This window comes from Paenibacillus sp. FSL H7-0350 (assembly GCF_038593195.1).
GTDB lineage: Bacteria > Bacillota > Bacilli > Paenibacillales > Paenibacillaceae > Paenibacillus_AQ.
Genome location: NZ_CP151972.1, coordinates 5,105,415 through 5,124,196, shown reverse-complemented (window position 1 = coordinate 5,124,196; position 18,782 = coordinate 5,105,415). Strand labels below are relative to the sequence as shown.

At 55.2% G+C, this 18,782-nt stretch carries 14 protein-coding genes; 2 read left to right on the top strand and 12 right to left on the bottom strand.

Going from position 1 to position 18,782, the window contains the following annotated elements:
* Positions 1-6: 6 nt before the first annotated feature.
* From NYE24_RS23420 to acpS, 9 genes are all read right to left on the bottom strand, one after another.
* Positions 7-630 (bottom strand): Yip1 family protein, encoded by a 624-nt coding sequence (locus tag NYE24_RS23420; protein WP_342476789.1) that lies wholly within the window; start codon positions 628-630, stop codon positions 7-9.
* Positions 617-2,059 carry a tetratricopeptide repeat protein gene (locus NYE24_RS23415; protein WP_162174499.1) on the bottom strand — a complete coding sequence of 481 codons (1,443 nt, stop codon included), beginning with the start codon at positions 2,057-2,059 and terminating at the stop codon, positions 617-619. Before NYE24_RS23415 ends, NYE24_RS23420 begins: the two co-directional genes overlap by 14 nt.
* A gap of 19 nt (positions 2,060-2,078) precedes the next feature.
* Entirely contained in the window at positions 2,079-2,942 is an 864-nt protein-coding gene (locus NYE24_RS23410) for a carbohydrate ABC transporter permease (protein WP_036700030.1), read from the bottom strand.
* A 5-nt stretch (positions 2,943-2,947) separates the two neighbouring features.
* Positions 2,948-3,913 carry a sugar ABC transporter permease gene (locus NYE24_RS23405; RefSeq protein WP_036700028.1) on the bottom strand — a complete coding sequence of 322 codons (966 nt, stop codon included), beginning with the start codon at positions 3,911-3,913 and terminating at the stop codon, positions 2,948-2,950.
* A gap of 12 nt (positions 3,914-3,925) precedes the next feature.
* Positions 3,926-6,835 carry an extracellular solute-binding protein gene (locus NYE24_RS23400; protein WP_235218553.1) on the bottom strand — a complete coding sequence of 970 codons (2,910 nt, stop codon included), beginning with the start codon at positions 6,833-6,835 and terminating at the stop codon, positions 3,926-3,928.
* A 156-nt stretch (positions 6,836-6,991) separates the two neighbouring features.
* Positions 6,992-8,407 (bottom strand): extracellular solute-binding protein, encoded by a 1,416-nt coding sequence (locus NYE24_RS23395; RefSeq protein WP_036700024.1) that lies wholly within the window; start codon positions 8,405-8,407, stop codon positions 6,992-6,994.
* Positions 8,408-8,902: 495 nt separating this feature from the next.
* Complete coding sequence (locus NYE24_RS23390; RefSeq protein ID WP_036700021.1) at positions 8,903-9,940, bottom strand: LacI family DNA-binding transcriptional regulator; 1,038 nt, start codon at positions 9,938-9,940, stop codon at positions 8,903-8,905.
* Positions 9,941-10,989: 1,049 nt separating this feature from the next.
* Positions 10,990-12,315 carry an A/G-specific adenine glycosylase gene (gene mutY, locus NYE24_RS23385; RefSeq protein ID WP_342476788.1) on the bottom strand — a complete coding sequence of 442 codons (1,326 nt, stop codon included), beginning with the start codon at positions 12,313-12,315 and terminating at the stop codon, positions 10,990-10,992.
* Positions 12,316-12,346: 31 nt separating this feature from the next.
* Positions 12,347-12,751 carry a holo-ACP synthase gene (gene acpS, locus NYE24_RS23380; protein ID WP_076160135.1) on the bottom strand — a complete coding sequence of 135 codons (405 nt, stop codon included), beginning with the start codon at positions 12,749-12,751 and terminating at the stop codon, positions 12,347-12,349.
* 282 nt (positions 12,752-13,033) lie between these two features.
* On the opposite strand from acpS, the gene NYE24_RS23375 reads away from it, so the two are divergent.
* Positions 13,034-13,852, top strand: coding sequence for an alpha/beta fold hydrolase (locus NYE24_RS23375; protein WP_342476787.1), 819 nt, complete (start codon positions 13,034-13,036; stop codon positions 13,850-13,852).
* Positions 13,853-13,927: 75 nt separating this feature from the next.
* On the opposite strand, the gene nadE is transcribed toward NYE24_RS23375, so the two are convergent.
* The 3 genes from nadE to NYE24_RS23360 form a co-directional block, all read right to left on the bottom strand.
* On the bottom strand, positions 13,928-14,737 hold the full coding sequence (gene nadE / locus NYE24_RS23370) for an ammonia-dependent NAD(+) synthetase (RefSeq protein WP_341028573.1): 810 nt from the start codon (positions 14,735-14,737) through the stop codon (positions 13,928-13,930).
* Between the two features lie 140 nt (positions 14,738-14,877).
* Positions 14,878-15,312: a BrxA/BrxB family bacilliredoxin gene (locus NYE24_RS23365; protein ID WP_036700137.1), complete on the bottom strand. Its 435-nt coding sequence runs from the start codon at positions 15,310-15,312 to the stop codon at positions 14,878-14,880.
* A gap of 167 nt (positions 15,313-15,479) precedes the next feature.
* Positions 15,480-17,159 carry an ATP-binding protein gene (locus NYE24_RS23360; RefSeq protein WP_342476786.1) on the bottom strand — a complete coding sequence of 560 codons (1,680 nt, stop codon included), beginning with the start codon at positions 17,157-17,159 and terminating at the stop codon, positions 15,480-15,482.
* Between the two features lie 218 nt (positions 17,160-17,377).
* On the opposite strand from NYE24_RS23360, the gene NYE24_RS23355 reads away from it, so the two are divergent.
* Positions 17,378-18,637 carry an NAD(P)/FAD-dependent oxidoreductase gene (locus NYE24_RS23355; protein ID WP_036700138.1) on the top strand — a complete coding sequence of 420 codons (1,260 nt, stop codon included), beginning with the start codon at positions 17,378-17,380 and terminating at the stop codon, positions 18,635-18,637.
* Positions 18,638-18,782 lie beyond the last annotated feature (145 nt).

Genomic DNA, 18,782 nt, shown 5'->3' with positions numbered 1-18,782 from the left:
CCTTTCTTATCCGCGAAGTGAAAGCTCCTGGTAGACGGTGTAGACAAAACTGACAATTTGCTGGATCAGATTAAAGAACAGCAGGCCCAGGAAGATGATGATGCCCACCACGGCCAGTGTCAGCAGCATGGTTGTAATCGTTTTGAGCACCGTGTACTGATGAACGGTCATGGTTCCGATGAACAAGAGCCACACGAACCAGAGCGTGGCCAAAGCATCCAGCAAATGATAGAAGGAAGCCTCCCGCAGCGTGATCACATTACTGAGCAGGATATTGGGAATGTTGATCAGAATCAGCGGAAGCAGGGCGTACCCGGTCATAATGATGATCTCCTTGAACTTCCCTTCCCCGTCCATCAGCGTCGTCAGGGACCAGTTCGCCAGGCACCAGAGCAGGAACGGGAAAATAATATACTTGAGCTCATTGATGCTGTTCAGTGCAAGCGGGTGATTATAATTGACCACATAGCCTACATATTGGCGCTTCACAATCATGGTCAGGGTAAGGGCCATAAGAATGCCCAGTGCCATGCGCAGCTTGCCCTTATTCTCGTATTTCAGATCCCAGAATCCGTCGAAGGGGTGCACTGCTACATGCAGTGAATATTTAATGTCCTTAAGAAACGACATCCTGAACCCTCCCTTCCTTTCTCGGCCGCTTCACCAGGCGGACGATGACGCAGCCGCCCAGCAGCACGGCTATTATTCCAGTCATATAGAGGCTGAAATAATCGCGCATATACTCCCTGCGGTATTTCCCAAGCGCCTTGGAGTAATATTCGCGGTCATTACCCAGCTTCAGATAAGTCATAGCCTCCTTATATTCGCCTTGGCGGAGCAGCGATTTGCCGATGCCGACATACGCCATCTCATAGTTGGCATCCAGCTTCAGCACCTCCCGCCACAGCTTAGCGGCTTCATCATGCTTACCGGAGCTGTACAGGGTGTTGGCTTCATTGACCATGCTGCCGAACTGAGTCACTGTGAACTCGGTAATTCTCCCCAGATCACGGTCCAGTACATAGATTGCATCCTCATAGCTCTCCACCGCCGCCGGGTTCTTGAAGGTACCGAGCTGGCTGCCTAGTTGACCGATGACATACAGCAGCTTGCCGTCCTCATTGTAGGTGAACACCCGCCCGCGCGTAGAGTCCAGTACCCGGTAGACTCCGTTTCCGGTCACATCAATATCAATGAAGGCGGAGCGGTCCCGGCTCAGATCGCCGATGGGCGGGATCTCTTTGCTGACCCGCAGGACATCGATGCCGGAGGGATTCAGTCTTTTTACCGGAGAAAAGGTCTTCTTATCCACCGTAGTAGTATAGATGAAGCCATCCTCATCGACATCGGTATTATTGAATTCCAGCGGAATGAACTGCACCATCTTCTCGCGCTGCTCCTTGGTCGATACCGACTTCCAGAACAGATCCACCGGATCAAACTGCACCTTATTCGTGCCCATGAAGCCTGTGAACTGCCCGTCGCTGTCGAACTCGATCAGCCCTTCATAGACCCCTCTGCCAACCACATAGATGCGGCCAGCCTTATCAACAATCACCTTCCGCGGAAAATACTCAAAACCCGCTCCGATCACATCCGCCTTCGGCGGTCCAATCTCCCGCACGAAGGTCCCTGTGCCGTCCAGCTCGACCAGCCGCCCATTCTCCGTATCTGCCACGTAGATCCGGCCGGCGTCCGTAACGAAGAGTCCCTCCGGGTTATTGAAGCTGTCCTTCTTCTCCCCGTTCTGGAAGCCTTCGATAACACGGAGTGTGTTCCACTCCTTATCCAGCACCACAATCCGCCCGTTCCCGGAATCGAGCACGTACAGCAGCCCCTCCGCCGAAACGAACAGGTCCCCCGGAGCATTCCAGGCTCCTGTTCCTGCCTCTAGCCCGCCGATGGCCCTCGAAGGAAGATAGGCAATCGGCGACTGAACCGCCTCGCCCCAGTAGGAATAGGTATATCCTTCATACGGCGCAGCCCCGGCCGGCCTTGGACACAGGCTCACAAGCAGCAGCACGGATACAAGCACCAGTATCGATGACTTTATTCTCAACCCTAACGCCTCCATCGCTTCAGTCCTTCATGCCGGACGAAGCCATCGTCTGAATCACATTGCTCTGTGACAGAATGAACGTCACAATCGGCACGGTCATCATAATCACCGCTACCGCGGCCCCGACTCCTGCACGGGCGATCCCGCCCTGAATAATCTGGCCCATCGCGTAATGCAGCGTCTTGAGCTGCTCGCTGTAGATGAAGCTGCCGCCGTCCGTGCCCCATAGCATCTGCATCATCAGGATGAGCAGCGTCAGCCAGGCCGGCTTCACCAGCGGCATAACGACCTGCCAGAAGATGCGGTATTCACTTGCCCCGTCAATCTTCGCCGCCTCCAGCAGCGCATCCGGGATCTGCTCCATAAACTGCTTCATTAGATAGAGTCCCAGCGGATAGGCAAAGGCGGGAACGATAACCGCCTGGTAGGTGTCCATCCAGCCTAGAGCGGACATAATCATATAGTTCGGTATCGCGGTAACATGCGGCGAGAACATCAGCGACAGGACAACCACGGTGAACAGCACCTTAGAGCCGCGGAATTTATGCTTCGCCAGCGGGTAAGCCGCCGCCGAGGCCAGCAGGATATGCCCGGCTGTACCGGCAGCGGTAATGAATACCGTGTTGAATATATATCTGGAGAACGGCACCCAGGAATTCTTCATCACCTGAAACAGATTGGCGAAGTTCTCAAGCGTTGCATTGCGCACAAACAGCGTAGGCGGGAAAATAAACAGCTCATCCAGCGGCTTGAACGCATTGTTAATGACATAAATTAACGGAATCGCCATGAATGATCCGAATCCGGCCAGGGCCAGGAACAGCAGGGCGTCGACCTGCCAGGAACGGTTTACTTTTTTGTTCAGACGTATTGCCAGCTTCATCCCGCTTATTCACCCACCCTCTTCAGCAGCTTTTGGACAATCAGATTGCTGCCCAGCATCATCACGAACAGCACGGTGGCAATCGCCGAGGCATAGCCCATCTCGAAGCGGATCGTACCGTAGTCCACCAGATGGGTTACAATCGTATGCGCCCCGTACTGCACACTCGGGAAGCCTGCCAGCGCCATAGCCACATCGGCAACTGCCAGCGACGCAGTGATCTGAATGACCGCACCGAACATCAGCTGCGGGCGCATGGAAGGCAGCGTAATGAACCACAGCTCCTGCCAGCGGTTTTTGACACCGTCCACAGCCCCTGCTTCATATAACGTCTTGTCAACGGTCTGCAGTCCGGCGATGAAGGCCAGGAAGCTGGTCCCCAGACTTAGCCAGAGCTGCACCAGCATAATGATCCCCAGCATATACTTGGGGTCCTGCAGCCATTGGATCGGCTCATAAATTACGCCAAGCTGCATTAGGAAACCGTTGATAATCCCGTAGGAGTCACTGGAGAAGATAATCTGCCAGATGAAGAATACATTCCCCGAGATGGACGGCGCAAAAAAGATCAGGGTCATGAACGCCCGCAGCTTGGGATTCAGCTCATTGATCAGCCAGGCAAACAGAAAACAGGCAATATAGCTGACCGGTCCGGTAACGACTGAGAAAATCAGCGTATTCTTGACCCCGATCAGGAACACATCATCGTTCCAGAGCAGCTTGGAATAATTCTCCCAGCCGATCCAGCGCGGCATCTCCAGCATGTTGAAGTGCGTGAAGCTGAAGATGATCGAAATCACTACCGGCAATACGGTAAACAACAGAAACAGCACCATATATGGAGCCAGCAGGATATACAAGTGCTTATCCCGCCGCACATCCTTGCCGAACAATGCCCAGTAATTACGCAGCCCGGAAGGGGACAGCCGGGGCTGAATCAAGGGTTCGGCCGTATTTTTCACTTTCTGCACAAGAGTCCCTCCCTATTCCCTTCGTTTCAAATCGAACTCTGCTCTCTTTTGATCAATCTCATAGTCGATCTCCTGCACATAATCGTACAGGGCATCGGCGGTATTCGTTCCATTGTTGATGACCTCGCGCAGAGCATTGTCCAGATGGCGGCCCGTGAAGTAACCGCCCGGCACCTCAGGCACACCCTGCACCCATTGCCACTGCTCCTCCAGATGGCGGTAATCGCTTGTCGGCCACGGCAGCTCCTTAAGCGCTTCAACGTTAGCGGTCGGATACCGCGCAGCCGCGCCCATGAGGCCCTCCATCTCCCGGCCGAAGCGGACCTGCGAATCCTTGTCTACCCACCACTTCATGAATTCCCAGGCGGCAGCCTTGTTCTTAGCCTGCTTGAGCATCAGGGCGGCGGTGCCCCCGCTGGCCACATCCCTGCGGATACTGCCGTCCGGCTGCTTTGTGCCCGGAACCGGAATGAATTCCCATAATCCCTTAATCTCCGGCGCGGATACGCTCAGATAGTTATAAAAGGTATAGTCCTGAATGCCGACCGGCATCTCGCCGGTGCGGAACCGCATCGGGAAGTCGAAGATCAGCGGCAGCTTGTAGCTGGTATAGAAATTGGTCCAGTCCTTGAAGGCAGCCAGCCCGGTCTCTGTATCGAGTCCGCTCTTCGCTCCGTTATTCAGATAAAAGGATCCGCCCATCTGATAGAGCAGCATGGCATAGGCGCGGTTGACCTCCAGCACCGGCACGCCTGTCGTCTGCGCGAGCGGCAGTGCCATATCCATCCGGTGCTTCTGCAGCACCGGAATCATTGCATATACCTCATCCCAGGTCTGCGGCGGCTCAAGATTCAGCTCCTGCAGAATATCCTTCCGGTAGAACAGCATGTTGAAGATCTGCTGCTCCGGCAGGGCAAAGACCTGATTCTCGAACCGGTACGGCACGAGCGCACTGTCTCTGAACTGCTTCACCACTTCCTCATAGCCGGGATACTTCGACAGATCCTCCGCCGCCTGGCGCATCCCGAAGTTCACCGGCATATCATTGCCGACCTGCATCGCCACATCCGGGCCTTCCCCGGCCAGCGAGGCGCGCAGCAGCACATTCGGACTCACCAGCTTCAGATTGACACCGATGCCGGTGAGCGGGGTAAATGTATCATCAATCATTGCCTTCAGCACCTGCGCCTGGTCGCGGCCGGTTCCGATCCATACATCAATGGTCTCGCCGTTCTCCGTGGTATTGCCAATGGTGTTGTAATCCTCGAAGAACGAATGGGTGAAGGACGACACCTCATGCCCGATCTTCCGGAATACGGAAGCATTCGCCTTTGGCAGCTTCACATCCGGCGAAGACAGCAGCAGGTAATCAATTTCCAGCGGCTGCTCCCGTACCTCCAGAATCCAGGAGCCTACGCTGCCCACGTTGATTTTGAACTGCGACAGCCGCTTTTGCACCGTTTCCGGCTTATCGGCCATGTCCGCCAGCTGATAGGCAGTTTTATTCAAGGTTGCGGTTTTATCACTCTTTTCCCCTGTAAGCCGGACCAGCTCTTCCGATACGCCATATAGAATCTGGCTCTGCTCACGGAAGACCGCCGTCATATCCGGGATTTGCTCCTCTAGCCTGTAATCGCGGTACGGATCTGGCACATTGCCTGTAATCATCAGGATTTTGCGGTACATCGCGTTAATGTCCAGCACACTGGCCTCCACCTGGCGCAAGAGCGGTGCAATGGCTCCGAGGCTGACCTCCAGCTGCAATTCGTGTTTTCCTTTGCTTAAATAGAATAAATAAGGCTCCTCATCGTTCCCCAGCCGGTTCATCTGCCAATCCGAGTCATAGTAGAACGGAATCTGCAGCATTTCCCGGAACGGAATCTCTCCGTCAATCCGCATAGAGCGTGTGGAATATATCCCTCTTAGCAGCTCCTGCCGGCCTTTGATGGTGATGTTGTACAGACCGTCCTCCGGCGCTTCCACCTCCCAGGCGATCCATTGGCCCGGTACCCGCCAGTTGTTGCCGCCAATGGTGTTCATTCTGATCTTGGAGACATCGTACGGCTCTGTTGATGGGCTTGAGCGGTCTGTGACCGGATACAGGGTCGGGGAGGATTTGTAGGCCGCCGCTTCCCCCTGCACCTTCACCGCGTGCCCGCTGGTGGCCTTATATCCCTTGGCCTCGTAGCTCTGCTTCACCTCTGCGTAGGCAGCGGGTGCAGCGTAGCTGTGCAGCTTAATATAGTCGATGACCATCGGTTCTCTGCTGGATACCATCGTCAAGGTGTGCCTTCCGGCCGACAGATAGAATTGGTAAGGCTCCTCATAGTAGCCTTCCGTATCTCTCAGCAAAGTCTCCTGCCAGGCCGGGGCCTCAATCTGGCGCGGCCGGAGATCGTTATCCCGGTTATCCTGCTGGATCTCCGGGTTCTCATTGACCCAGATCCGCCCGAAGGACAGATTGCGGGCGCTGGTGAACGGCAGCTTGCCGTCAATCAGCAGCTCACGTTCAATCGCCGAGCTTTTGCCCTTCACCGGATAATACCGGACAGAGATGTGGTACAGCCCGGACTTCGGCACATCCAGCTGCCACTCCACCGAACCGCTCTCCTCCGTTCTGACGTATCTTCCCGTCTCACCGCCAAGCTCCGTCAGCACCTCCGGGCTCATCCCCTCGGCCCCGGTATAATCGGCTCCATTCAGCATAATTTCTTCACGGGGCTGCTCCTCGCCCTCGTATTGCTGCAGATAATGCTCATAGCTGCCCTCAGGCGGCTGCCGCATCTCCTGCCCGTTCCCCGTCTCACCTTGTGCCTGGGCAGCAGGCAGCTCTGCACTTGCCGCAGGCAGCGCCATCATGGAGATCAGCATGACGGTTACAAGTGTCCGGTTCATCATCCGCCGGGATAATGATATTCTCACTCAGGTTCCCTCCTCTAGCAGACTTGCAAATTAAGAGTGATACAGGTGCACACGGCTACGCCGCCCTATAAGGGCGGCTGCCGATTCTGCGGACTAACACAGCAGGTATTGCGCAGGACAAGCAGGTATTACGCTTGTTATAAGCTGTCCTGTTCCCTATTTCTTCTCTTTATCCTGCTCACCGCTCAGTACCTTCTTGGCTGCGGCCTGCGCCGTTCCAATGACTTGGGCCACCCCGGTGGACGGTGTAATCTCGCCCTTCAGGAATTTCTCAGTTACCTTATCCAGCTGATCCTTAACGCCAAGACCGCCGTAACGTCCGCCGAAGACCCGCTCCACCTTACCTTCATCATTCATCGCATTGGCGATAGAGGCTTCATCCGGCAAAACATTCTCCATCGACAATCTGCGGTTCTCCTGCCAGCTGTCGAACGGCTGCAGATCCTCCCAGATCTTCACGATGGTATCCGCATCCTTGACCCCTTTGGGAATGGCATAGGCTGCTGTCTGGCCCAGCGGATCGTAGTACTTATCGGCCTGCGGGCCTTTTGGAATATAGACATATCCCCATTCATCCTTCATCTTGCCGAGAATACGCCCCTCGATTTCCCAGAGACCGCCCGGATACATAGCCACCGTTCCTTCTCCAAAATACTTAGCCGGATCTTCCCAGTCATTGCCCTCGTTAGGCTTGAATACCTTATCCTGGGTATAGAGCTTATGAAGGAAGTTAAGCGCTTCCATGGATGCCGGTGAATCAAAGACCGCCTTCTGGGTAGCTTCGTCATAGATTTTGCCGCCGTTGCTGGCGATCAATAGCTCTGAGATTACATAATGGGCTCCGGCCAGACCGTACTGGTCCATCTTCCCGTCCCCGTTCTTGTCAATCGTCAGCTTCTTCGCCGCATCAAGCATCGTATTCCAGTTCCAGTTATCCTCATCCATCAGCTGCTGCGGGTCCTTCAGGCCTGCTTCCTTGAAAATACGCTTGTTGTAGAACACGCCGCTGTCGTTCGGGCTGTACCAGCTCTCCAGGCCATAGACCTTGTCGCCGCCGAAACGCATGGAATCAATCACGCTCTGATCGATGAGTGAGTCCTTCAAATAATCATCCAGCGGTGTAAGGAAGCCGCCATGCATCAGACCCCAGATGAAGCCGTCCGGCAGCCGGACAATTTCGGCAAACGGATCGCTTGCCATAACGGAAGAGGACAGCTTCTCGGCGGTGGACCAATACTCTGTATTCAGGTATTTAATCTTGACGTTGTATTTCTCTTCCACCGCTTTGATCCGCTCGCGGGCAAGCTCATCTGCCTCTGAATCCCCGACAGGAGTGGCATCCCACCAGTGGGAAATGCGGATCTCCCGCCCGTTCAGATTGGCAGCCGGTGTTGCCGAAGGCGCTTCCGTTGCCGCTGCTGGCGTTTCACTGGCTGCCGGAGCCTGTGTCGCCTCCGCCGCCGGTGTTGCCGGTGCAGCCGCATTATTCCCGCCGCTGCAACCGGTTACAAGTGTAACTACGGCTGTCAGCAGCATGAGCCAAGCCGAGCTTTTCTTCTTTAACTGTTTCACTGTTCGCCACGCTCCCCTAATTTCAGTGATGTTAAACTAATCCAAGCCTGTATGCGTCCGTACACTGCTCCTTCCCCATGTCATATTTATATAGTGGCGTATGCCAGCATATAAGCCCTTAAGATAATCCTCGAAATAATAGGTTACGGCTGCGATTTCTAATACTTTTCAAATTATCAGTAAATTCGAAAACTCCCCTTGTTCCATATGTACCGCCAGAGTAACCGCTTACTCAAAACCAAAAAAATAATGAAATGGGTTTCATGAAATCCATTTCATTATAACTTCTGCTTATCCTCTGGTCAATCCTACTTTACACAAATTTCATGCTTCAATCCAAAAACTTTCCAGAATACAGGCCCCCTCATGCTGAGGCACTCCACATACGCCTGGAAAGTTCTTGACCGCCCCTGGATGAACATACTTGAATGCTTGCGCGGCAGACTTGTCTGGTAAGCAGCTTCCGGCGGGAGATATTGCGGGCTATTCTGAGAGCTATTCTGCAGAATTTTTCGGGCGTCCCGTGCTGTCGCGTACCACCAGCTTTGGCTGGAGCACCGTCCGTTTCTTGGGATTCCTGCCGCAGATCAGCTCATGAAGCATCTCTACAGACAGCTCCCCCAGCTGGTTGGTGTTCTGCGAAACCGTGGTCAGCTCCGGAATAACCGCTCTGGACAAGGGCGAATCGTCGAACCCGACGATCGACAGATCCTCCGGTATCTTCAGCCCATGCTGGGTGGCAGACTTCAACGCCCCGATAGCAGTAAAATCATTCACACACAGCACCGCTGTCGGCCGGTCCTCCTGCTCCAGCATCCGGTCCATCAATGCCCGCCCGCCCTCGATCGAGAAGTCGTGGAACATGACCCAATCCTTGCGCAGCGTAAGCCCCTGTTCTTTCAGCTTCATCCTCACCGACTTCAGCTTCACTTGGGTTGTGGAGGTCTCCTCCATTCCCCCGAGGAACCCGATTCTCCGGTGCCCCAGGTCCAGCAGATGCTGGGTAGCCAGTGCGGCCCCTTCCTCTTCATTGGTATATATGCGGTGCAGGCCGCTCCGGGGCAGATTGCCGTTGACCAGCACGATCGGCACATGCTTCGACAGCTCCACGACCTCCTGCGACAACGCCGGCGGGCACTGGTCCAGGTTAATTCTGCCGCCCAGGAAAATAATTCCGTCCACTCTTTTCTCCCGAAGAATGCTAAGGTACTCCGACTCGCGGCTATGCTCACCCGCCGTATCGCAGAGGAAGAAGGTATAATGCTTCTCTCTGGCTACATTCTCGGCTCCCCAGAAGACTTCCGGGAAAAAGGGGTTGGTGATGTCAGGCAAAATCATGGCGATCGTGCCGGTCTCCTTCTTGAGCAGACTGCGGGCAAGCGCGTTCGGCTGAAACTGGTGCTTCTCAATCACAGCCATGATGATCTCCCGGGTGCTCTCCTTGACCGGAGCTGTATTGTTGAGGACACGGGAGACTGTGGCTACGGACACCTGGGCCTCCTTAGCGATATCATATATGGTAATCGTCTTCATCCTTTACCTCCTTAGTCTCGCGTTCCTGGATTATGGGTTTTGGCAACTTATATCCGGGGCGGATGGGTGCGGGGATTGGGGTGGGGCGGGAGTTGGGGCGGAGGCAGGGCGCGGTTAGGGTTGGGTGGGCGCGAGGGAATGGCTCGGCGAATTCAGGGGTATTTGTGCTCCTCATTTTGCTCAACCGCCCGCTTTTGGCGAATTCAGGGGTAGTTATGCTCCTCATTTTGCTCACACCGCCTACTTTGGGCTAATTCAGGGGTATTTGTGCTCCTCATTTCAGCTAACCGTCCACTTTGGGCCAATTCAGGGGCATTTGTGCTCCTCATTTTGCTCACACCGCCTACTTTGGGCTAATTCAGGGGTATTTGTGCTCCTCATTTTGCCCAACCGCCCGCTTTTGGCGAATTCAGGGGTATTTGTGCTCCTCATTTTGCTCAACCGCCCGCTTTTGGCGAATTCAGGGGTATTTGTGCTCCTCATTTTGCTCACACCGCCTACTTTGGGCTAATTTAGGGGTATTTGTGCTCCTCATTTACGCCTGCTGCCTACTTTGGATACTTTTAATAAGATTCATCCCTTTGATTTCACCGTGAGGCTCACTTTCGGCACATTCAATGGGATTTATCCCTCTGATTTCACCGCGCGGTCCACTTTCGGCACATTCAATGGGATTTATCCCTCTGATTTCACCGCGCGGTCCACTTTCGGCACATTTAATGGGATTTATCCCTTTGATTTCAACGTGCGGCGGCTCACTTCCGTTAGTGGTGCACATATACTATACTTTCGGCTGTTGAGGTCAGGTAATATATAGTTCCAGTTTGTCCACATCCGATAGCCACACATTTGCTCAACAGCACACGGAAGCGGAGGCACTCTCTTTAGAAGGACGGCAGCCGTTGCAGCGTTGGTGAGAAGATAAGAGAAGCACTCCCGTCTAGCACTAAACATACTAATCTTTACACTGCAACCGGCAGCAGTGATACTCATATCTCGGTGGAGTGTATCGCTCAGCGGGTAACAGCATCACAGCTGTGGCTTAGAGCCTACGTCTCTTGCTCATCGAAATAGTTGTTCAGCAGCTTGAGGAACACATTCGGAAAGGCATAATTCTTCATGTCCTCGCGGCTGATCCAGCGCTGCGCTCCGCTGTCTGCCGCATCGGCTGCGGCATCCCCGCTGTCGAACAGCGCCAGCGGTGCGTCTTCCGCTGGCTGTATCCCCAGCGCCGCAGCCACACGCTCCGCATGTGCCGCTTCAGCGTCCGCGTCCAGCGGGCTGTCGCCGCGCTCCGCTTGCGCCGCCCCATACATGGCGCGGCCCTCCGCTGCCAGCGGCAGCGCCGCCTCTTCCCTGCAGCGGTACACCTGCAGGGTCCACACAATATGGCTGAATGTATGCTCCGCAGCCATCCAGTGCCCCTCAGGCCGGGCGTGAATCCCGGCCTGGCTCATGGACCGGCGCAGCCGGTCCAGCGCTGCCGCTTCCGGCAGCAGCGCACCGCGCGCGCCGCCAGCCTCAGCAGGCGGCGCAGGCCAGTGCGGCAGCTCCCACATGCGGGCCAAAAGCCCGCTAGCCGGCCGCTGCCGGATCAGTACCCGGCCCGCGTGCTCGCCGCGGCCCTCGACCAGGGCGGCCAGCCGCTCCTCCGGACGCGGCGGCTTCGCCTTGGTCTTGACGGGCAGCGAAGCCTCGCAGCCCGCCAGCCGCGCGGCGCAGTGCTCCATCACCGGACACGGAAGGCAGCGCGGTGATTTCGGCGTGCAGATGAGCGCACCAAGCTCCATCAGCGCCTGATTGAAGCTGCCTGCCTCCCCTTCGGGGATGAGCTCGGCGGCGAGCTTTTCCATTTTCACACGGGTCGGGCCTTTGGCAATGTCATCCTCAATCAGGAAATACCGGGATAAGACGCGCATCACATTGCCATCCACCGCCGGCTCCGGCCGGTTGAACGCGATGCTCAGAATAGCACCGGCGGTATACGGGCCTACGCCCTTGAGGCCGAATACGGCATCGCGGTCATCCGGTACCTGCCCTCCGTACAGTTCCTTGACCTGCTTCGCGGCATGCTGGAGATTCCGGGCACGCGAGTAGTAGCCAAGCCCCTCCCAGCACTTCAGCACCTCTTCCTCCGGTGCATCAGCGAGCGCCTCTACAGTCGGGAATTGCTCAATGAAACGGTTGAAATAAGGAATTACCGTATCTACCCGGGTCTGCTGCAGCATAATCTCCGAGATCCAGATGTAATAGGGATTGCGGTGGCGCCGCCACGGCAGGTCCCGCTTCTGGAGGTGGTACCATTCCAGCAGGAACCGGCTGAAGAATAACTTGGCTTCCTGCTTCGCCTCTATGTGCTTCTCATCTGTTGTCATCGTTATTCTCCTTGCCGTTCATATTATATAGTCACAGGCTGTAGCCGGCTGTCCGCTCCACCACCGCGAAGGCCGAGGCCAGTCCGCGGCTATGTGTAATGGTGAGATGAATGACATGCTCCTGCTCCGGCAGCCCCAGCCGGGACCAGGCCTCCGCCGACAGTGTGGCTACTGGCTTGCCTAGCGCATCCGGCAAAATCTCAATATCCTGAAAACCCACCATCTGGCCGATTCCGCAGCCCAGCGCTTTCACAACCGCTTCCTTGGCCGAGAATCTTCCGGCGATGAATTCCGCTGTCTTCGCGCCTTTGCCTGCGCCCAGCACCAGCTCCTGCCGGGTCAGAATTCTCCGGGAGAAGCGGCTACCCAGGCTGCTCTCTGCAATCCCGGCAACCCTGCCGATTTCCAGCACATCATGCCCGATTCCGTAAATCACACATCCCACACCTCTCCTGGCTCTGCATTCCTTAACCCTCTTATATTACCTTCTATCCTTACCCTGCGTCTAATGATATGATCTTGCTAGGACTCCACAGATCTCATGTAACAGTGAAGCCTGTCAGCATCTTGACCAAGTATTATTAATAATAGTCTTAGCGTCAGCTTTCTGCTATTTTAAAAGAAAAAAAACTGAAAGTCTATCACGCACAAATCAGGTATATCTGGTAAAGAAGTACAACCGCCAGTTCCAAGATATGTAGGAAAGGAAGAATACCTTATGTCCCGTAATTTTGAATTACCCGCAGGAGAGGATGCGGTGCTTCGCTGTTCCCATTTCCCCGCCCAGGGAGAGGCCCGCAGTCTGATAGTCATCGCTCACGGCTACAAAGGCTTCAAGGATTGGGGGATGTTCCCGTATACGGCACAGGCGCTCAGCGACGAGCATGAAGTAATCACCTTCAACTTCTCCCATGCCGGCATCGGCGAGGATCTGCAGAATTTCACCGAACTGGACAAGTTCGCCCGCAACACCTACCAGCGTGAGATCAAGGATATGGAGATCCTGCTCTCTTATCTGAGCCAGCACCACAGGTTCGGCAGCCTCCCGCTCTTCCTGCTAGGCCATAGCCGCGGCGGGGGCGACTCGCTCCTCTACGCACTGGATCATCCCGCAGAAATCACCGGGGTCATCTCCTGGAACGGGATCACTAACCTGGATCTGTTCACAGAGCAGCAGAAGAGTGAAATGCGGGAAAAGGGCAGGACCCATGTGCTCAACGGACGGACCGGCCAGCAAATGCCGCTGGATGCCATCATTATAGAGGATCTGGAGCAGCAAGCGGAGCGTTACCAGATTGTAGAGCGGATGAAACAGGCCAGCTGCCCCGTTGTCCTGATTCAAGGCAGTGAGGACGGAGAGCATCTGCGGCGCGGCTCCGAGCAATTGATCCGGCTGCGGCCGGATATCGAATGGGTGCAGATTCCCGGCGGCAATCATACCTTTGGCACCGTTCATCCTTTTGCCGGTACTACCCCCCAGTTAGAACAGGCGATATCCGCTACCAGGGATTTCATCAACCGGGTGCTCGCGAAGTAGATTCTTACTCTTACCAAAAAACCGCCGGAGCGTCTGCATCAAACGCAGCGCCCCGGCGGCTCCGGCATAACCTGCTTAGATCCCCGGAATACTGTCACGCTTATGCGCCGTTCTCCGGAAGAAGCGCTCCAGCTTCTCAGCCGCTTCAGGGCTGACGGTCTTCCCCTCCAGATAATCGCTGTTCTCCTCGTAGGTGATTCCAAGCTCAGTCTCATCCGTCTGACCCGGCCAGAGTCCAGCCGTCGGCGCTTTGGTTACGATATCCGCCGGCACGCCAAGCGCCGCAGCCAGCTGCCGTACCTGCCGTTTGTTCAGAGAAGACAGCGGTGTAATATCGACGGCGCCATCGCCCCACTTCGTATAGAATCCGGTAATGGCCTCTGAGGCATGATCGGTACCCACCACCAGCAGATTGTTCTCAAAAGCAAGCGCATACTGCATCACCATCCGCGTTCTCGCTTTTACATTCCCCTTGCCCTGATGGGTAATATGCTTATGCTGTCCCAGGGCCTTCAGGCTATGCTCGACCTCCAGAGCAATCTCGTTCACCGCTTCTTCAATATTGGTCTCCACCGTATGGGTCAGCTCAAAAGCCCGGGCCACCGCATAGCTGTGTTCAATATCCTCCTGCTCCCCGTAAGGCTGGAACACCCCGAGTGTCATATACTCCTTGCCTTCCTCTGCCGTCAGCTCATCCGTAGCCAGCTTGCACAGACCCGCAGCCACCGCACTGTCCACACCCCCGCTAATCGCAATCAGCAGACCTCTGGCCCCCGCCTGGAGCGCATACGCTTTCAGGAAATCTACACGTCCCCGTATCTCTGCATCTGTATCAATTACCGGCTTAACTCCCAGCGTAGCAATAATCTCTTCCTGCAGACTCACAGGACCACCCCGTTTCTTAGAATTGTATTTCCTAGCCTTAACATTAGAAAAAATCCCGCATGAGCCAAGCCTCCGGCTGACGGCTGGCTGATGCGGGATCATTACTTATTCATGCTGCTGCCTTAGGCTGCAGGACATTATTACTGGCACACGCGGTCAAAAACTTCCTTCAGCTCCGCAGCAATCTCGGCGGCCGAACGGTCTTCCACACCGTGACGTTCGATGAAGTGAACCAGCTCGCCGTCTTTCATCAGGGCGATGGACGGGGACGATGGCGGATACGGAGCGAAATATTCACGCGCCTTGGCTGTAGCATCCTTCTCCTGACCGGCAAATACGGTGAACAGGTGATCCGGCAGAATCTCGTTCTGCAGCGCCTGGGCTACCCCTGGACGGCACTGTCCGGCGGCACAGCCGCATACGGAGTTAACAACAACCAGCGAAGTTCCCTTGGCTGCCGGAAGGGCTGCTTCCACATCCTCCGGGGTCAATAGCTCCTGAAATCCGATACTTGTCAGATCGTCGCGCATAGGTTGAATAGAATCTCTCATATATTGATTAAAAGACATGGACATTTCTCTGCACTCTCCTTCATCACTTGAATTGAGATACGGCCCTGAACCGGGATAAAGTTACCGCGTTCCAGCACTACTTGCTAACTTTATTATACATACATACTCTGCGAAAGCAAGAGAAGCAGCCTGCTCCAGCCTGCCGCTGCACAGTCCCGAATCGGTGCCCGTCACCCCCGAATCCGCTGCATATATACAGGGCTTTGGACCACTCCCTCTCTGGAATCCACCGGAATAGTAACGATGACCGAGGTCCCGCACCCTACCTCCGATTCTACCCGGATCGTCCCGTTATGCCGCTCTGCAATACTAAGACAGAGCGACAGCCCAAGACCTGTCCCCTGGCTCTTGGTGGTGAAGAACGGGGTGAACAATTGTTGTAGCTGGCTCTCGGGCATACCGCCTCCGGTATCCGTTATAATCAGTAGCACGGTATCCTCATGCTCACAGGCAGCCAGTGTCAGCACGCCCTTGGCCTCCATCGCCTCCATGCCATTGCGGGCCAGATTCAGAATCAGCTGCTTGATCTCCCGGACATTGAGCTGCAGCAGCGGCATGGCCGGGCTGATCTTCAGTTCAACACTTTGGCCGCGGAGATTGGCATCCGCCCAGATCAGCGGCGTAAGCTCCTCCAGAATAGGCTGGAGCCCGGCCGGCTCCTTGTCCGATACACGGGTCTGTGCCAGCGACAGAAAGTCATTGATGATGCTGTTGGCCCGGTCCAGCTCCTCCATGACAATATGATAATAGGAGTGGAGATCCTCCGGGCTCTTTTCCCGCATCAGCTGCAGGAAGCCGCGTACTACCGCCATCGGGTTGCGGATCTCATGCGTAATTCCGGCAGCCATCTGCCCGACCAGCGACAGGCGCTCGACATTGCCAAGCTCACTGCGGATTTTCTCCTCTTCTGTCAAATCCTGAATAATCATGACAATTCCGCCCGGCTGCCCCGATTCATGCTGGAGCGGCGCGGTAAAAATATGATAGGTCATCGAATCAACCCTGATCTTGGTATTGGAACGCTGTCTGCTGCGCAGAACCTCATGTAACCGGGTGAGGGCGGCCTGATCCATGCTTTTGCCGAAGAGCTCACTGGCCGGACTGGACAAAATAATCTCTCTGGTCAACAGAGGGCAATGACGCTGCATCAGGCTCAGCATGTATTCATTCACCTCCGTCACATACCCGTTGTCATCGAACTCCATAATATTCAGCGGAACCACATTCGTGATCTGCTGCAGCTTCTCCGATTCCCACTGGAATTTCTCCGAGATCCCCTGCATTTGTATCCTGACTTGCAGCTTGTCCCAGGCCTTATCAATATAGATGATAAACAAGGCACCCAGAATTAAGGCCGTCAAGGCATATAGCCCGGCCAGGGCGGCTTCAGCAGAAGGGATATTCAGGACGCTCCGGCCCTGCATATTCGGTACAATGACAATGAACAGCATGCTCGGAAAAAGCGCGCCCCACAGAATGCCGATTTTGCCGGGAATCGCGGATTTCTTGAACAGCCCGGACATACCGAAGAGCAGCGGATACATCAGCACCCCTGTATTCAAGAAAAAATGCTCTATCCCTGACGGCATCGAGAATAATGCAGTACAGAATAAGAAATACAGTGCCAGGTACACGCTGGAGGGCAGGTTACCATATAAGATCCCGAGATAGGCCGGGAGAATCGCCAGATTCAAATAGACCACTCCGAACATCGTATCGGATAGCGCCATGCACAACGTAATGCCCAGTGCGCAGCAGATCATCAGAAAGGTATGGTCATCGGGGAACCTGATGTTCCGGCGTAGGGGATCGCCCCGGTCCAGCCTCCACTGAAAAAGAAACAGGAACATGCAGGCAGACGATATTTGCAATAAAATATCCTTTACCGCATAAATAATTGCAATCACTCCTCAAATTGGTTAAAATTCCTTTTCCACTTAGATTAAAGCATACCCGCGCATTCCTGACAACGATAATCAGGTTTCGGTCGCTTGGACCTGGCTACACTCCGCCTGGAATGGTATGATGCCGTTAATAGAGTGTCGCAATAAGCAAAAGGAGCAAATGAATGAATAGCTATGATGTAATCGTCATTGGAGGCGGCCCGTCCGGGCTGATGGCCAGCGTAGCCGCAGCCGGACACGGGGCGTCCGTACTTCTGATCGACAAAGGGGCGAAGCTGGGCCGCAAGCTGGGGATTTCGGGCGGCGGGCGCTGCAATGTTACCAATATAAAGGAGACCTCGGAGCTGATCGCCCATATCCCGGGCAACGGCCGTTTTTTATACAGCTCGTTTGATCATTTCAACAACCGGGATATTATAGATTTCTTTGAGGGGCTGGGCATCGCCTTGAAGGAGGAGGATAACGGGCGGATGTTCCCTGTATCGGACAAGGCCGCAAGCGTAGTATCCGCTCTGATAGGCAAAGTACGGAGCCTTGGCGTGCAGATCATGACGGACAGCCCGGTCCGGGAGGTTCTCTACGGGGAAGGAGCCGTCCGTGGCATCCGGCTGGAGTCAGGCAAAGCCTTCAGTGCGAAGGCTGTCATCATCGCCACCGGAGGCAAGTCCGTGCCTCAGACTGGCTCTACCGGCGACGGATACCCTTGGGCTGCCGCTGCCGGACATACGATCACGGAGTTGTTCCCGACCGAGGTCCCCATTCTCTCACGGGAGGCGTGGATCAAATCCGGGGAGCTGCAGGGCTTGTCCCTCCGCGATGTTACGCTGAGCGTCTGGAATCAGAGGGGCAAAAAGGTGATCTCTCACCGGGGGGATATGATCTTCACCCATTTCGGCCTATCCGGCCCGATCGCGCTACGCTGCAGCCAGTTCCTGCGCCAGGTTCAGCAGAAGTCGGGAACCGATACCGTGGAGATGTCCATCGACCTGTTCCCGGATCTGTCCCTCCAGGAGGCGGAGTCTATGCTCCAGAATAAGCTCGACCTGGAGCCGAAGAAGGCTATCCGCAACTCGCTGAAGGGCCTGCTGCCCGAGCGCCTGATCCCGCTGCTGCTGGCGAAGGGTGGGCTTGACGGGGAGATTACAGGCCATCATCTGCCCAAGACTGGCCTTGGGGCGCTGGCTGCCCTGGTGAAACGGATGCCCGTTCAGGTTCATGGGACACGTTCCCTGGCGGAAGCCTTCGTAACCGGCGGTGGAGTCGCGCTTAAGGAGATTGATCCCAAAACCATGCAGTCCAAGCTGACCGCAGGCCTCTATTTCTGCGGTGAGATTCTCGATATTCACGGGTATACCGGCGGCTATAATATTACCGCCGCCTTCTCCACCGGCTATACGGCCGGCAAGCATGCGGCGGCGCAGTAAGGCGGATAAGCAGCGCCTATAGTTAGAACAGTAAAGAGCCTTCCCCCAGCTTGTGGGACTGACCCCCTAATGTGAGACAAATCAAAACACCTTCAAGAGAATGAAACTCTGTCGTAAGATAGGGAGATATCCTTGGAGGTGTTTT

Coding starts and splice junctions, on each gene's coding strand:
- NYE24_RS23420 (WP_342476789.1), bottom strand. CDS start 630: ATGTCGTTTCTTAAGGACATTAAATATTCACTGCATGTAGCAGTGCAC.
- NYE24_RS23410 (WP_036700030.1), bottom strand. CDS start 2,942: ATGAAGCTGGCAATACGTCTGAACAAAAAAGTAAACCGTTCCTGGCAG.
- NYE24_RS23390 (WP_036700021.1), bottom strand. CDS start 9,940: ATGAAGACGATTACCATATATGATATCGCTAAGGAGGCCCAGGTGTCC.
- mutY (WP_342476788.1), bottom strand. CDS start 12,315: ATGACAACAGATGAGAAGCACATAGAGGCGAAGCAGGAAGCCAAGTTA.
- NYE24_RS23375 (WP_342476787.1), top strand. CDS start 13,034: ATGTCCCGTAATTTTGAATTACCCGCAGGAGAGGATGCGGTGCTTCGC.
- NYE24_RS23365 (WP_036700137.1), bottom strand. CDS start 15,312: ATGTCCATGTCTTTTAATCAATATATGAGAGATTCTATTCAACCTATG.
- NYE24_RS23360 (WP_342476786.1), bottom strand. CDS start 17,159: ATGTTCCTGTTTCTTTTTCAGTGGAGGCTGGACCGGGGCGATCCCCTA.
- NYE24_RS23355 (WP_036700138.1), top strand. CDS start 17,378: ATGAATAGCTATGATGTAATCGTCATTGGAGGCGGCCCGTCCGGGCTG.